Origin of the sequence: Bifidobacterium apousia (assembly GCF_007559275.1) — a bacterium.
Classification (GTDB): Bacteria; Actinomycetota; Actinomycetes; order Actinomycetales; family Bifidobacteriaceae; genus Bombiscardovia; species Bombiscardovia apousia.
This window is the reverse complement of record NZ_VMHK01000002.1, coordinates 392,092-408,941: the sequence shown is the minus strand read 5'-3', so window position 1 is coordinate 408,941 and position 16,850 is coordinate 392,092. Positions and strand designations below refer to the sequence as shown.

Genomic DNA, 16,850 nt, shown 5'->3' with positions numbered 1-16,850 from the left:
GACAAATCGAGCCACCTGATACACATTGCTGTGGCAGCAGGCCTTTACCGTGATACATACCCATCCCAAAGGGGTGACGGAAAGAGCATCCCCTCTAAATCGAGCCATTCGGCGTACATGTCAATTGGGGGATTGCGCAGCCAACGGAATTGGATACCGTCAAACAGCTCCATGCAATGACGCACATAAGGGCGCATGTTGTCCCACGGGCCTATTGCAGGGGGAATGCTCCAAGGAATCTCGGAATAATGTTCCCAAATTGAAGCCGGCCTATTGGTAAACATGTCATGTAAAGGATGCTCCGGGTTCACTGCTTCAGCTCCTAGAACATTATATAATTGCACTAATGTAGGTCGTCGCGAATTACAACATATTAGATATCGCATATAAGATGGGAACAGTGGACCTTCTGGATCACTGCCGGGCAAACCAGAACTCAAGAATTCCTCCGGTGTTCCCGTTTTATCATAGACTTCCGTAATAACGAAGGACAGCAAGCTTTCCTTGCTGTCGACATAATGCATGAGTCCCGGCTGGGAAATACCAACCTCCTTGGCAACATCGGTCAAAGTAATACCGTTGTATCCACGCTCGCTAAATAGCTTTGTTGCAGCATCAAGGATTTCCCGTCTGCGAACCTCCGTCGGTCTGCGAACCTTGTGCCTTTTATTCACCAATGTTATTTCCTTGCATCATCTGACCCAAACTCCATCAGTCATGTCAGCAACTCCCGCTGCAAGACCATGCCAAAATTATAGTATGTTCAGTGTTTGTAAACTGCTTACTTTAAGCCATCACTAGAAGGTGTTCACAATAAGAATGAAGTCCTATAATCTCATGCAACAGATTTGACTGCAATAGCAAATACAACATATAGCGCCGGAGGCACGGGTCTTCGGAATTCCAGTCAGTTTTGCTTTTGACAACAATGAACATGGGTCACATGAACATTATTCGTATATCACCACTGAATATCTTCATGACAAGTGAATTCAGAAAAGTCAGTAACTCATACCATTGAACATCTCCGTCCTAGTCTGGAATAAGTAGCACTGGTTGAGAATATCTCAACTGGATATTGCTTGCTAATATTTTTAGCCAGCATAGCCGTGACATCCTTATCATGACAGCTGCTGAGCCAATGACACGGACCAAACCGCATTGGACAGCTATGCGGATAAAATGAACATTAGCCTTCCTGATCCATCCTGAAAGGCCGGGCATCATAAGGCGCCTGATACCGACGATCCCTCCAGAAGTATTCATAATCGTGATCGTCGATGGGACGGACAACCTTGCAGGGATGGCCATAGGCGACCACGTTGGAAGGAATGTCCTTGGTGACCAGGGACCCTGCCCCGATGACCGTGTTGTCTCCGATGGTTACTCCCGGCATGACGATGGCGCCTGCTCCGATCCACACATTCCTGCCAATGCTGACCGGGACCGAGAACTGGGGCGTACCATAGACGCGTATATCAGGGCGAATGGTGTGCCCGGTGGTGACGATGGTGACGTTGGGTCCGAACATGGTGTGGTCGCCTATGTCAATGCGTCCATCGTCGACCAGAACCAGGTTGAAGTTGGCATAGCATTTGCTTCCCCAGTAGGTATTGCAGGCCCAGTTGGCCCGCACTGGTCCCTCAATCCAGCTGCCTTGGCCGAATGAACCGAACATCTGTTTGCAGAGGTCCTGTTTTTGCTCCACCTGGCTGGGACGGCAGGCGTTGAACTCGAAGACCAGATCCTGCTGGGCGTCCTGGACCTGCTTCATTTCGGGTGTATCGGCAATATAGATCTGATCGGTGTCCAGCAGAGCCTTGATCTCCTCGCGGCTGGTCATGGGAGCCCCTCTTTCCTTGATCCTCGTGGTTCAGCAGTTCCGAGGCCGGCGGGTGAGCCCCGGAACCGGCCTCGGCCTGGCGGCTACAGGCTCTCCAGAACCTTCTCCTCGTCCTGGACGGGTGCTGCCTGCCCCGCATCCAGGCCGGTCGATCCAGATGCCTGGGATTCCACGTTGGTCTTGTGGTCCTGGCTGAGCTTCTGCTGGTCGCCCGGCTTCTTGGCGGCGGCGATCATCAGCTTGATCCTGTTGAGCTGGTTGGCCTCCGAGGCGCCGGGATCGTAGTCGATGGAGACGATGTTGGCCTCTGGATAGGTCCTGCGGATCTTGCCGAACATGCCACGTCCTGTCACATGGTTGGGCAGGCAGGCGAAGGGCTGCGCACAGACGATGTTGGGGGCGCCGGACTGGATCAGCTCGATGATCTCGCCAGTCAGGAGCCAACCCTCTCCGGCCTGAACGCCCAAGGAGGTGACCGATGCGGCCTTCTCCCTCAGGTCGGTGATATGAGCGGGAATGTCGAACTTCCCATGGGAGGCCTTGAAGCCGGCGATCATGGGGGCACGGTAGGCATCCGACGCCTTGAGGACGATCTTCTTGACGCCTACTGATCCGCCTGTGCCCAGCATCTCCTCGTTCCATTCGGCGTTGGAGATGCCGTTGACCATGAAGTCGCAGACGCCGGGGAGCACAGCCTCGCAGCCCTGGCTCTCGATCAGGTCGACCACGTGGTTGTTGGCATCGGGATGGTACTTGACCAGGATCTCCCCGACTACGCCCACTCGAGGCTTGCGGGGGATATTGCGCAGGGGCAGCTGGTCAAAGGCCCGGATCATCCGCTTCATCAGCGTGCGGTAAGGCAGATATCCATGACCGTAGACCTTCTTGGCGGTCTTGGAGTACCCGTGGTGTTCGATGGTCTCCTTGCAGATCGTGTCCCAAAGCTTGTAGAGCCTGTTGGCCGAGCCGGGCTCCTGCTCATAGGGGCGGACCCTGAGCAGGCACTCGATCATGGCATCGCCCAGGTAGAAGGCCTTGACGGCGCGGTGCAGCAGGGCCGGGGTCACCTGAAGGCCGGGATTGGCCTTGAACCCCTGCACGCTCAACGTGATGATCGGCACGTAGCCGTAGCCCGCATCAGCCAGGGCCTTGCGCAGAAGGCCATAATAGTTAGTGGCCCTGCACATGCCTCCGGTCTGGGTGACGATGACCGCGCACTTGTGCGGGTCGAACCGGCCGGACAGGAAGGCGTTGACCAGCTGCCCCACCACGATGATAGCGGGGAAACAGGCATCGTTGTTGACGTACTTGACTCCGGTGTTGATGTCTTCCGCCGTGGCATGCTTCAGGAGCTCGAAGTGGTAGTCGGCGCTGGAGAAGACCGCCTCCAAGAGGGAGAAGTGCACAGGAGACATCTGCGGCGCCACCACGGTGAATTTGTGCCCCATCTCCTTGGTGAAGCGGTGTTCGGTGGCGTACTTGGACAGGGTCGGCTTGGCGGCGGCTCCGTTGGCCTGGACGTCTTTGCCCTGCTCGGCGAGAGTGTCTGTCGACTTGCTGTCAGCTTCCTGCTCCTTCCGCCGCGAGGCCATGGTCTCCCGGATGGGCCTGATGCCCACGGGATGAAGACCGATCAGACCCTGATCGCTCTTATCGTGCAAAGCCACGAACCGTGCCAGAGCCACAATGTCGGCCTTGCGCTGGGATAGGCTGATCTTCTGCGCGTTGGTGGACCGGAACCCATCGGATTTCGGCTGGTCGGACGCATTCGCATCCGCTGCTTCGATATGTCCGGCTGGCTCTTGAGAATCTTGCGAACCTTCCGAATCGGATGAATCCCCCGCCCGAGCCAGGTCAGGCAATGGGTGGGCATCCTTGACCGCAACCTTCGCAGGCGCCTGCTCCCTGGCGGGAGCTTCCTCCTGGTCTTTGCTGTCCTCCTGGGCCAGATCCCGCTGATGGCGTTCGTCCATGGCGGCCTTCAGCGAGCGCAGACGGATCTTGGCTGCACCCAGGTTGGAGACCTCGTCGATCTTCAGCTGCGTATAGACATCGCCCTTGTCGGCCAGAATCTCCTGGACCTGGTCGGTAGTGATGGCATCCACGCCGCATCCGAAGCTGACCAGCTGGACCAGCTGCAGGTCGGGATACTCGGAGACGAACCTGGCTGCGGAATAGAGCCTGGAATGGTAGGCCCACTGGTCGGTCACCCTCAAGGGCATCTTCTGATGGTCGTCGCCGAAGCTCGGCACGGTCTTGCGGAACTTGGCGGCCGTGGGGTTGTTGGAGGCCAAGGCCCGCTCCCCCGCGGCCGGGATGATGTAGTCGCTCAGCTTGGGCAGTTTATGCACGTCCAGCTCGCATATGGAGTCCTCGGAGAGCACGGCCATGCCCAAGGAGCAGATGGTCTCGGGAATGCCGTGGTTGACTTCGGGATCCACATGGTAGGGGCGTCCCGACAGGACCACGCCCTTGACCCCGTACTCCTGCATGTAGGCCAGGGCACGAAGCCCCTCCTGGCGGACGTCCTCCTTGAACCGGGCATCCTCACGGTAGGCCTCCTGGACGGCCGTCCGGGCCTCATCCTCGCTCACCTGGGCCCAGTCGAAGACCTTGACGATCCGTTCGACCATCTTCTCCCTGTTGGACAGATTGAAGTAGGGTCGCATGAAGCGGACGCCGTTCTCCTTGAGCTCGGCCATGTTGGCCTCGATCACCACCGGATAGTTGGCCACGATGGGGCAGTTGTAATGGTTGTCCGTGTCGGGAACCAGCTCCTGCTCGTAGGTGACGCAGGGATAGAAGATGGTCTTGATGCCCTTGTCGACCAGAGAATGGATGTGCCCGTGGACCAGCTTGGCCGGGTAGCAGATGTTCTCGGAGGCGATGGACTCCATGCCGCTCTCGAAGAGCTCGTGGTTGGAACGCCCGGAGATCATGACCCGGAAGCCCAGAGAGGTCAGCAGGGTGAACCAGAAGGGGTAGTCCTCATACATGTTGAGCACACGGGGAACGCCGATATCGCCCCTGGTGGCCTTGTCCGGGGTCAGACGGCGGTAGGCGAAGGCCCGCTTGTACTTGAAGTCGTAGAGGTTGGGCCTGTCGGAGCGCTTCCTGTTCTTGTCGCCGCCGCGCTCGCAGCGATTCCCGGTCACGTAGCGGCCGCCGTCCTCGAATTCGGTGATGGTCAGCTTGCAGTGGTTCTGGCAGAGCTTGCAGACATCGTGGGTGGTGGTCATGGAGAGGTTGTCCAGATCCTCCCCTGCCAGGATGGAGCTGACCACATGGCCGTCCTGCACCTTCAGGTCAGGCAGGGTCGTCTTGAACCCCTGGTCGTTCTTAGAGGCAATCTTGTTGACGGCGGCCGGCGACAACTGTGACTTGGTGGGAGTCGGAGTCATATTAGGGGTTGTGGGCGTGCTGCCCACGGACTTCACCCCGTCGGCCATGTGGGAGCTGGCCGCAACGAAATCCTCGACCTCATCATTCTGCGGGCAGTGCATGCGGGCCGTCAGCGCGGCGCCGTAGGCCCCCATGAGCCCGGCAATGTTGGGCCTGGTCACCTTGCGACCGGTCAGGAGCTCAAAGGCCCGTAGGACGGCATCGTTGAGGAAGGTACCTCCCTGGACCACAACCACCGGCCCCAGGGCGTTGGCGTCACGCAGCTTGATGACCTTGTAGAGGGCGTTCCTGACCACCGAGTAGCAGAGTCCGGCGGCGATATCCTCCGGGGAGGCGCCCTCCTTCTGAGCCTGCTTGACCGAGGAGTTCATGAAGACCGTGCAACGGGAGCCCAGATCGGTCGGGGCCTCGGAGGCCAGCGCCTGCTTGGTGAACTCCTGGATGCTGATGCCCATGGACTGGGCGAAGGTCTGCAGGAAGGATCCGCAGCCTGCCGAGCAGGCCTCATTGACGCAAATCGAATCGATGACCCCGTCGTTGACGGCGATGTACTTCATATCCTGCCCGCCGATGTCGATGACCGAGGTGACGCCGGGGCTGATCTCCTCGGCTGCCCGGTAGTGGGCCATGGTCTCGACCACGCCCTCGTCAACATGCAGGCCGGCCTTGACCAGGCCCTCACCATAACCAGTAGCGCAGGCGCGGGCAATGTAGGCGCCCTCCGGCAGGGACTTTCTGACCTCTTTGACGATGTTGGCGGCGGCGATCAACGGGCTGTCCTTATGTACCCCGTAAGTGGACCAGACGATGGTCTTGTCGTCGTTGATCAGCACGGCCTTGATGGTCGTGCTGCCCGCATCGATGCCCAGGAAGTGCGGCCCCTTGGCCCCAGACAGATCTCCAGTAGGGATGACCTGGGCCCCATGCCGGTCGTTGAATTCCTTGCGCTCCTCCTCGTTCAAGAAGAGCGGGCGGATCGTTCTGGCCGTGGAGGGCATGTTCTCCAGGCCTTTCAGGGCGGAGAGAACGCCATCCAGCGAAGTCAGGTCAAAGTGCATGTCTTGATCTTGGCGAGCATCCTTGGCGGTTTCGGCCAGAGAAGCCTTTTGCTCACCATCGACCAGTGTGGTGGTGCGGCCACCCTGCATGGCATCCTGCAGAGCCATCTTGTCCAGGTTCGAAGCCTTCTCGGACCGTGCCTTGTCGACCTCTGCCTGGTCCAGCCCCCAAGCCGGACCGAAGGGGTCGTTCACATCAGTTTCTGGCGAATAGTCGGTCTTGACCTGCGCTGCGCTGTCCTGGTCATCCTGGTCGTGACGACCAGCCATGATGGCAGCGCCGTAAGCCACATAAAGGTGTGCATTCTCGGGAATGATGTAGCGGCTGACCCTGTCCTGGAGGATCCGCTTGAAGGCTTCCCTGAGCTCGCTCATAAAGAAGAGGGGACCGCCCAAAAAGATGACGTTGCCACGGATGGGACGTCCGCAGGCCAGACCGGAAATGGTCTGCGTGGCCACGGCGTTGAAGATGGAAGCGGCCAGATCCTCCTTGGCAGCCCCATCGTTGATCAGGGGCTGGAGGTCGGACTTGGCGAAGACCCCGCAGCGTGAAGCAATAGGATAAATGGTCTTGTACTTGGCGGCCATATCGTTCAGGCCGGAAGCATCGGTGTTGAGCAGGGTGGCCATCTGATCGATGAAGGCTCCGGTCCCGCCTGCGCAGGACCCGTTCATCCGCTGCTCCGGGGTGGGCTTCAGATAGGTGATCTTGGCATCCTCGCCGCCCAGCTCGATGATCACATCCCCCTCGGGATAGGTGGCGTTGATGGCCTCGGTCTCGGCGATGACCTCCTGGGCGAATTCGGCCTGCAGCTGGCTGGCCAGTTCCAGCCCGCCCGAACCGGTGATCACCAGGCTGATGGGATTGCCGGCCAGCCCAACCCGGGATAGGGAAAGCTTGATGTCCGTAACCAGTTCCGCCACGCACTGGCGCACATTGGCATGGTGGCGGCGATAGTCGCTGAACAGCGCCTGATCCAGCCTGTCACCCGTGCCAAGAACCACGGCCTTGACTGTGGTGGACCCGATATCCAAACCCACACGCAGGAGATCCCGCGGTCCTGTGCCCTTATATCGACCCGCTATGTCGACGCCATCAGACATGAAACAACCTCAATCCGTGAGACCGCCGCATGATGGGTCCAAAAGCAGACACCACATCATATCCGGCTTACTCTATTTATGCTAACGCCAGAGCGTGAATAACTTTTGCGATATCAGGGAATCGAGGCTGTCGCCTTCGACACATCTTCCAGCAAAACCGCCTCTGCTGCAGGTAAGCCGCGGACTAGGGCAGGTACATTAGGGCGTTGGTTCCAACCCTTGTCCTCCACACTTTCCCCTCAATCCCAGCCGAATCGCACATGGAAGAAAAGCCGCTGTGCCCTTGGCGAAATTGGCTCGGGAGCAATCGACAGAGGGCCTTCAGAGAGCCTGCAAAGTATATGGAATTGTCCCCGTATTGAGAGACCCTGAGAGGACGTTTCCTTCGCTGACCAACCCGAATACCATCCTGTACAGGCTATGCCAGGTGAGTTGGTCAGACTGGCGGAACCGATGGTCAGGAGGCATCAGGTGCGAGCATACATGGGTTCGAACATGCGCGGGTCGATGGGTGCGCCGGTCGGCCCAGCGCCTTCAGGACTGGCTCCCAAACCATTGGATCAGCTGCCCCGCCTGGCACGCGATACCACCGAAGAAGACCCTTGGCCGGTCAGCGTGCTCAGCCAGAAGTACCACGACGCCGTGGCCCGCTGGCCCGGAGCCTGGGTGGAGGGTCAGATCGTGGAGATCAACACCCGCCGGACCGGTTCAGCATATTTGACTCTGCGTGACAACTTCGAGGACATCTCCATCAATGTCATGGGCTTCCGCGCATTCGCCACCCAAGCCAGGGAATTCCGCCAGGGCGACCGCGTGGTGGTGCACGGGCGGCCCGACCTGTGGATCAAACAAACCCGCCTGAGCTTCATGGCCGACCGGATCAAGCGTGTCGGTACCGGCGACCTGAAAGAGCAGATTGACCAGCTCAGGCGCAAGCTCAAGGGGGAGGGCCTCTTCGATGCAGAAAACAAGGTTCCCCTGCCTGAGTTTCCCCGGCGCATCGGCCTGATCTGCGCACCCAAGGCCAGAGCCGAGGGGGATGTGATCACCAACGCCCGTCTGCGCTGGCCTACCATCGAATTTTCCGTGGTGCATGCCCACGTCCAGGGACCTCAGTGCCCCCCCGAGGTGGTCGAGGCCATCCAGAAGCTGGACGCCGATCCGGCTGTGGATGTGATCATCGTGGCTAGGGGTGGCGGCAGCTTCGAGGATCTGCTGGGCTTCTCGGACGAGTCCGTGGTCCGCGCCACGGCGGCCTGCGTCACTCCCATCGTCTCGGCCATCGGCCACGAGGATGACTGGACCCTGATTGACCTGGCCGCAGACCTGCGCGCCTCCACCCCCACTGACGCAGCCAAGCGGGTGGTGCCCGACCTGGTTGAGCAGGAGGGGATCATCCAGGAGGCCCGGATGCGCATAAACGCGCGCATCCAGAATATGGTCGAAGGCGAGACACGGCTGATTGAGGGATACGCCAACCGCCCCAGCCTGACCAAGCCGCAGACCATGCTGGACAAGCCACAGCGACTTGTCGACGAGTCCCTGGTTCGCTTGGACATCGCCCTGCGGCGGATCGTGGACGATGCCTCCCTGACCGTGGAGAAACTCCAGTCCTCGCTGACCGCACTCTCTCCCCAGTCCACGCTGGACCGCGGATACGCAGTCGTGCAGACCCTGGACGGGAAGGTAGTCGTCAGCCCACAGCAGGTTCAGGCCGATCAGGATCTGACCCTGACTGTCAAAGAGGGCCGCATCGAGACCAAGGTCGTCAGCGGGCAGTGACCGATCCCACGTGGTCAGCCACATATAATCATCAGCGATAATCTTCCTTATTAATTAAAAATTTGATAACACACCGTATAAGAAGAGGAGCAGGAATGAGCGACACCGACGAGGAGCAGACCCAGCAGAAGGAGACGGAGCAGGGCAAGGAACAGCCGGTACTGGCCTCGGCCCTGAGCCAGAAGGAACGCGAGACCATCGCCAAACTGCCCTATGAGCAGGCACGGGATCAGCTGATCCAGGCGGTTCAGGCGCTGGAGGCCGGCGGCCTGGACCTGGATGCCTCCATGCGTCAGTGGGAGATCGGCGAGGCTTTGGCCAAGCGTGCCCAGGAACTGCTGGGCCAGGTTCGTGCCAAGCTCGATGCCGCCCAGCAGGAGCAGGCCAGCGCCGGAGCCCAGGCTGGCACCCAGTCCAACTTGGATGCCTGAAGAGCCCCCTATTCCACCATCACCGTGGCAAGCAGAGCTGCATGATCCGAGCCATCGATGGTTATGGTCTGCAGCCGGTTGGCTCTGATGTCACGGTCCACCACAACATGATCGATGGCCACCAACCTGGGCAAGGGGGCCCTATTGGCCGGCCAGGTCATGCTCATGCCATGCCCGGCCTGACGTGCCCCATCACTGAACCGCTCCCCCAGCATGTCTCGGAAAACTGCATGATCGTAGGTAGCGTTGAAGTCGCCTAAGAGCACGTATCGCGTGTGCTCGTGCTTCCGCAGTTTTCCCAGGTCGGACACACTGCGTCGCCAGGCATTCCAACTGCCAGGTTGCGGCGAGGTGGTATGGACCGAGACGAATCTGACATTGGTCTTGCCCCTGCCGAAATCGATGCTGGCCGCTGGCATCATGGAAGAGCGAGAGCCCACGTCGTCCTTTGAGGGCGACTGCATAGGCGCAGCCGTCCAAAGACCGTTGGCGTATTCTTTTGAAGATGTGGAAAGCTGCTCGTGGGGCAGATAGCGGTCGATGCCGGCCTTGTGCAGACGATCCACGAAATCCTTGCTAACCTCTTGCAGAGCCAGCACCTCGACCCGGTTCTCGCTGACCGTCTTGACTACCTGATCGGCATCGGCCTGACCCTTGTAGACGTTCAGCGTCATGACCCGGGCCACGTCGTCGTACCGGTCGGGATGCTCAAGCGCCATGAGCTGATCGGCTTGCCCATTGAGCTCGGATCCTTCCTGATAGAAGGGATACTGCCAGTAGACATTCAGGGCCAAGGCGGCGATAAGCACCAAAGCCGTAAACCATCGTGAAGCCATCAAAGCCAGGATCAGGGCCAGCAGACTCAAGAAGATGAACCAGGGTGTCAGAGCGGCCAGATCCGGCAGGTAGGGTATCGATGACAGCCATGCCGGGCAGGCACGCGCCGCCAGGGCCAGCAAGCTGGCCAACGCCAGCAGTCTGGCCGTCCACCCAAAGACATGCTTCACCAGGAAGGACTGTCTGAATTTCGCCATGGTCTCCTCCCAAGGAATGCACAGTCAGCTTGACCGTTGAGCAATTGTAAACCATGACCGCATGGCGGGCAGGGATAAAAGGCTAATGTTCTCCAGGAGGCACACGGTCCTAGCCTGCACATCAGCGACCTGCCCGAGTCGCACTTCGTGGTACAGTAGTTTCCGTTGCCCCGGTAGCTCAGGGGATAGAGCACTTCTCTCCTAAAGAAGGTGTCGTGCGTTCGAATCGCATCCGGGGCACCCTGTATTTACTAACAAAGTGGGTATTCAGGATATAGCCGGGTCGCATATTCGTATGACTCGTCAAAGTCAAAAATATGCAATGAATGAAGACACTCGATATTCAGCGATGCTCGAGCGACCTTTCTTATGTGACGAAATGTGTTCGAGAAAAAAGACAAATCACACGAACGACAACCGATAACAAATATATGCAAATATGGTATTGCGCGATAACTGCAATAAAATTACCTCAGCTGAAACATGAATTAGCAGAATTCTCCACTTTGACGGCGGAAAACAGATACAATCTTTTTTTCTTTTCCTGTCAGATCCGCGGCTTAATCCTTACAAGCCGTTGCCAGTCATTGTCTGATTGTCATATAGACCATCTTTCCCCATCTTCAGATAAGCCAGTCCAGTCTGAATCTTGAATAAAAACGATGAATGAAAGTCATCTTAAGTTGGCAATCTGTTTGTCATGGTGAAAATGTCATTCCATCACTGCCTTGCCAAGCGGCTGAATCTTGATTGAAACAACAAATAGACATGCGTATTTTCTGAATCGTTTTCGTCAGCTTAGCAAGGCACACGTTACGTATTGTCTTTGAGCTAAACAACAACTGCTCCGATAGTTAGTGCGTTCGGATCATATTCCATCTAGCGGATTGTGCACCATTACAAGATCACATTCGCTACGAAGCAAACTTGTCTCTATCGCCATAGCGCATTCAAACTTTAAATTGATGTCTTTCACAAAATGACATTAGTCAACTCTTGTACAGAACCCTAAAAAGAAGGTACTCATCCGTCTGATCTATACCAAGTAGAGACAAGAAACTATAGTCGGTTTGAAAATTAATCACTCAGCATTTACTAGTACGAAAAAACGTCTCCGATATCTGAAAGCGGCTGAAACCATTCGAGCACGCAGGACAGTAAATGAGAAGGACCCACACGTTACTTGGCAGCTCGCTATAGCCACTTGCTCATGCACGTTTTCAACCGCTATATATTTTGGACCGCTTCTTCAAGTTCAAAATAATTTTTGTTGGCTATTCTCCGCTAATTACGAAACATATGGCCAATTCATAATCTTTTGCATAAAAATTTAGACGTAGCTGATAACTTTCCTAAACCTACTGGCATGTTCGAACGACCTTAAACTATTTACTAAGCCCTTAAAGATCGCAACAATTAACTCAAGGTAAATAGTGAAGACGAATCCTTCATTACCCGCTCTCTTTAACTCCATGAGCACGTCTGAAAATGTCACGATGACATTAAGAGACTTCCCCTTAGCTTGCTTTTATATATGGAAGATAAACATCAATCGTTATGACACATAACGCACTGCAATGTTTTTTTACCTGCATAGCCCTTTACACTCTTTATTGTCTTGAGAAAACTCTGAACCCCATAAGCAATACTCCTATTGTCATCATCAAGAGGGAGATATATAGTTTCGTCCGTCTTGTCAGTTAGCTTCGGGTACGGATTGGGTAGCGCCCTCAATATAGAAACGAGATTCTTCCTCACTTCATCCTTATTTTCGGGACTATCAAGGTTCGCATACATCGGAATAGCCTTTGCAAGCAGGTGGATAAAAGGCTCAAGAGCCACATCGGAAGCATGTTCAGAGAAGTCAGCCTTCTCCTCAGATTTGTTGAAAAGATGCTCCGCAATCCAATCTACAACTTCTAATCCAAGTTTCGCATCTTGCTTGGCCACCTCTTTAACAGCGGATTCTAACACTTCTTTATCTGCATTCTTAAGGTATTCTGGCAGTTCTAGATACAATTCTGATTTAACTGCAAGCGATACCTGCGGATCTGCTATTACTGAAGGAATTTCGTTTGTTGGTATATTGGCTCCTTCCATTAAACTTTCCCACTCCCTGATACAAGCCGTACGAGCACCTCCACTTTCAAGTAGATTGAAATTATCAGCCGTCGAAGATAAAAGCCCATCTTTCATAAGTTCAGCAAACATAATACTATTACGATCCGTTAGGCTGCCGGCATCGAGAGATTCAGATGATAATTTTAAGCTCTGCACCAGTTGAATTTTCTTTGGCAAATCGAAACCTGACGCATCAGAATTCAAAATCAGCGTAGCCAAAAAAACTAAATCCTCATCATTGAGGTCGTTATTCTCCAAGTCTCTCACGGAGAGGGGCATATATTCCATTAATTGGTCAAAATCTATGTCGACCGTTGCAGAAGTCTTGAATTCTGGATTATTTACACTCAAATAAACGAAAATATTGTTTGGTGTCGGTATGAATAGCCGATGTTGCGCCATGGTACGGATTACAATTTGCGCAATCTTCCTCACCTTGCCATTTTCCGTAGTCGGTAAAATTCCACTTAAATCTGTAATACGTTGATTAGGTTTAGACCTTTTGATTAAAGATGCGATATTATCAAGTGTCTGATTGTCAATATCCCTGCTACCAAAAGTTTCAATTATTTCACGAACTATTTGAGCATATTCACTTTTATCCCCATTTATGGTGACCTTAGTATTCATCTTCAAGTAGTCAGACAAACAAGTATTACTTATCACATTGTATTCCTCAGTATCTTGTTTGCGAATCGCATTAAGAGAAAAATCGCAACTAGCTCCAAAAATGGTTTCAAGGTTTATTCTATTCACTATATAGTTATGACGTTGCCTTATGGCTTCTAGCATGTTAGCGCACAGCGGCCTTACATTCTGCAAAGATATCCCCGCATATGCATAATAATTAGCAATCAGCTCTGCTTGCTCTTTTGAAAGTCCAGGATCTTGCATACACTTCAAGTCTGAATCGCATTTTCGGAGGTACTTACGCACAATCTCATCCATTCTTTCTCCGTTTGATGTTTCTTTCCGGAGATTGTTCAAAGCTACACTTGTATATTGTTTTCGCTGATTGTCACTCAATTCTTGAGAACCAACCAGGAAATTGAAAATTTTGTCCGACTTTTCAGCCATGATACCGACAATTCGTCTACTATTCTCTGCACTTACGCTCTCATCGTTCAAATATGCCGCATAGAATTCCTGATCCCAATCGTCATAGCTGGAAGGGGATCTCAGCATATTCTCTGCTTGGTCAGGATACTTGTTAAGCAGCCAATCGAGGAACTGCACATTATAAGCGTCCCTGCTTTTCGTTATTTCCGGTCCGAAGTCTGTATATATAGCTTCACAATCATCCTTTGTTAGCTTCCAATCCAAAGAATGCTCACCTTGAGCAAGGTTATGAATTTCAAAATTAACCCCGTCATTTGAAATCCACTGGCTATTACGAGACGCGGCATAAAGCTGATAATCGTCTGAAATGTAGCCCTCTGCTATGAGATCACTGCCTAGAGTGTGCCCATAACACATCTCAACAAACTTACTCAGATTACAGGGTACCTTTAAATCACTGGAGGAAGGAGGAGCCGTCCAGTCGCTTTCGTTCATTACTGTTTGGATACTGGAATGTGCCGTTCTGCGAAGCAGAAAATTCAGTTGGTCGATTTCTGTCTGCTCTGCCGTATCTAGATTATCCATCCAATCCTGGTCATCAACCGCAATGGCGATAAGATCATATAGATCACTAAAATCAATGCTTATACCGCCCGACAAAACAAATTCTAGCTCTTCATTCGTCTGATAATTATTTTCTACGTTCTGCCAAAAATCGACAGAATCCAATTGCTCTTCATCCTCGTATGTAAACTGGCCTACTGTAAGAGGCACAATATCGGGAGGAGTACGGTAGGCGGAAGCCTTCACTTTTATTGCCCTCTTTAAAATTTCGCCTAGTCTTTTGCTTTTCTCCGTGAATCCATGACTATCTACTAATTGGTTTTTTAATGCCACAATTTTGCGTAAGGCATCATTTCTAACATGTTCAACAATCTGAAGTTTGAATCTGTAAATATCGTCCAAGTGGCTTGTTCCCAAGCGCAGCTTTTCAAAGTCTCGTGGATACACACTTTTATACGCCACCATAGCTAAAACATGGTTCACATCAAGTGAAGACTGCCCACCAGGCTCTAGATTTCCAAACATTAGCTTAGATCGGAAAATCAGAAACTCGTTATGAATGTTTTTTATAAGACGCATATCAGTTATATGCTTTGACAATATACGAATGAGTCGCCGATCAATTCCATCATTCTTAAATTCGCTACTAATCCATCCCTTAGCGGCTGTAGGTGACATGAACGGAACCATAGGGATAATCAAATCAAAGAATTTTGTTCTGTTTGCTCTCTCGACATTTTCGTTCCTCACGTAAGAGCCATTCACTGAATTCATCGATTCCGATACATCGTTTTCGCTAAAGGTGTCGAAAATGCTGTCTCGTACTGCGTAGACAAAGCAAATCGATCTACCTTCGTTGGAGGGATCTTGATTGAGGATAGTGTTGAGTTCCTTGAGATCTTCAAATATACGAGTATTATCAAACCGATCAATATCCTCAAATATAACAACTCGCTTCTTTGATGAGCTAAAGAAGTAAGCAATCTCGTCTAAATACTTATCAAAATAAGTCTCACCATCGTCTCCGTCTAGTGATAATGAAGCAGAACCTGCAGTCAAAGATTTCAATCGCATACGACCCTGTACGGTTGAGGGTATAAAGACAAAACAAGCAAGAATAAAGAAGACAGCCAACGCCAAGGCAACCATAACAGAAGGCCAGAACTGAGGATTAGGCGAGAAAAACGATCTGATTTTCCCTGTCCATCCAAGACCCGTACACAATAGAAACATCAACAAACCGAACATGATGCTGTACAACCAACGTCTTTTAGGCTTGATGCTGCGCAACCTGCGAAAATGCGAAATAGCACTGCTTTCCTGATATAAAAGCTGCTTGACTATCTCTTTTTCAATCGAGTCAGTTTGATCTGAATAACTTTGCCCATTATCAGGTGACTCATCATCCTGTCCATTCAAGGAAGACAAAGAGATGAACAGACAATTACTATTACCTTTATCATCTTGAAATCTTGAATCATCCTTAAATGCACAAAGAACGCTGCTTTTGCCGGTTCCATATCCTCCAGATAAGGCGATATTGCGGACTTTTGAGAAAACAGAGCTTTTTGTAGGACTCTTGTCCGATTCCAAAGCATCGCAAAGAACGTTGGATAGCAGGTTATAAATCCCGCTATGCTTTGCTTCGTCATACTGTTCTGTTAAAGGTTCTAAAACCTCGTCGGTAGGATAACCTTCAGACTGACCCCTTATCTCACACATAAATACATTATACGGAACCACGTCAGCCGACTCTACACGGTATAAGTCTAAAGATATGAACGATTTCAATTGTTACTGAAGACTTCATCCCCCGCCTGACACCCCACACCCATGAGCCTTATGCCTCAAAATCATAGGCGGAAAGCCGCCGCACAATGTCCAAATCACGTACGAAGCCAGCATTAAACTTATTTCTTCTGAAGTGTCGCCACAACTCTGCTTGCCTGCGATACTTAATGGGTGACATGCATATATGCCTTTTTGAAGGGTGCACATGTGAAACTGCGCTGCTGACAAATCTGCCATAGAGACATCCCAATGTTTACCAGCAAATACTGCACCGCATGGATACGGGAATCCTCCAGGTAGACATAGGGTGTGGTGCCAATCTCCTACTTTAACAATCGAATGAAATGTCAGTAGAAAGACCGATTTGGCCATCTAAAAGACGGCGTGCAGCTCATACAAACAGAACGACACATTGACGGACCTTCAAGCAGACCCAGAGTCAGTTTTACTATCATCCATATGAATATCAGATAGCTGCCATAGAATCGTCGCCCCAGCCTATAGCCAAGTCCATAGGAGAACTTGCACACCAACAGTTGACAGAAAGATATTGTTCGCGCAATTGGAGAACAAGTATCAATCAGTCAAGAAGCACTGGTATCGATTCCATACGGTACAGGCTTCGCCACAGGGCAGCCATTTTTCCGCATACTCCAAGCCG

General features: G+C 52.8%; 7 protein-coding genes and 1 tRNA gene. 3 read left to right on the top strand and 5 right to left on the bottom strand.

What is annotated here, in order from left to right:
- Positions 1-44: 44 nt before the first annotated feature.
- The 3 genes from FPK30_RS04300 to FPK30_RS04290 all read right to left on the bottom strand — a co-directional run bounded on the left by FPK30_RS04300 (position 45) and on the right by FPK30_RS04290 (position 7,407).
- The gene (locus FPK30_RS04300) at positions 45-674 is read right to left on the bottom strand and encodes a TetR/AcrR family transcriptional regulator (protein ID WP_306820996.1); all 630 of its coding nucleotides are present in this window, start codon (positions 672-674) and stop codon (positions 45-47) included.
- 515 nt (positions 675-1,189) lie between these two features.
- Complete coding sequence (locus FPK30_RS04295; RefSeq protein ID WP_144085443.1) at positions 1,190-1,843, bottom strand: sugar O-acetyltransferase; 654 nt, start codon at positions 1,841-1,843, stop codon at positions 1,190-1,192.
- A gap of 83 nt (positions 1,844-1,926) precedes the next feature.
- On the bottom strand, positions 1,927-7,407 hold the full coding sequence (locus FPK30_RS04290; RefSeq protein ID WP_144085442.1) for an acyl-CoA dehydratase activase-related protein: 5,481 nt from the start codon (positions 7,405-7,407) through the stop codon (positions 1,927-1,929).
- Between the two features lie 507 nt (positions 7,408-7,914).
- Between FPK30_RS04290 and xseA the strand changes: the two genes are divergently transcribed.
- Positions 7,915-9,189 (top strand): exodeoxyribonuclease VII large subunit, encoded by a 1,275-nt coding sequence (xseA, locus tag FPK30_RS04285; protein WP_144085560.1) that lies wholly within the window; start codon positions 7,915-7,917, stop codon positions 9,187-9,189.
- Between the two features lie 95 nt (positions 9,190-9,284).
- Positions 9,285-9,620: an exodeoxyribonuclease VII small subunit gene (locus FPK30_RS04280; protein WP_144085441.1), complete on the top strand. Its 336-nt coding sequence runs from the start codon at positions 9,285-9,287 to the stop codon at positions 9,618-9,620.
- 8 nt (positions 9,621-9,628) lie between these two features.
- Here the strand turns inward: FPK30_RS04280 and FPK30_RS04275 are convergent, their stop codons facing one another.
- On the bottom strand, positions 9,629-10,654 hold the full coding sequence (locus FPK30_RS04275; protein WP_144085440.1) for an endonuclease/exonuclease/phosphatase family protein: 1,026 nt from the start codon (positions 10,652-10,654) through the stop codon (positions 9,629-9,631).
- A gap of 167 nt (positions 10,655-10,821) precedes the next feature.
- On the opposite strand from FPK30_RS04275, the gene FPK30_RS04270 reads away from it, so the two are divergent.
- Positions 10,822-10,894 (top strand) — tRNA-Arg (locus tag FPK30_RS04270).
- A 1,308-nt stretch (positions 10,895-12,202) separates the two neighbouring features.
- Here FPK30_RS04270 and FPK30_RS04265 read toward each other — a convergent pair.
- Entirely contained in the window at positions 12,203-16,120 is a 3,918-nt protein-coding gene (locus tag FPK30_RS04265) for a YobI family P-loop NTPase (RefSeq protein ID WP_144085439.1), read from the bottom strand.
- Positions 16,121-16,850 lie beyond the last annotated feature (730 nt).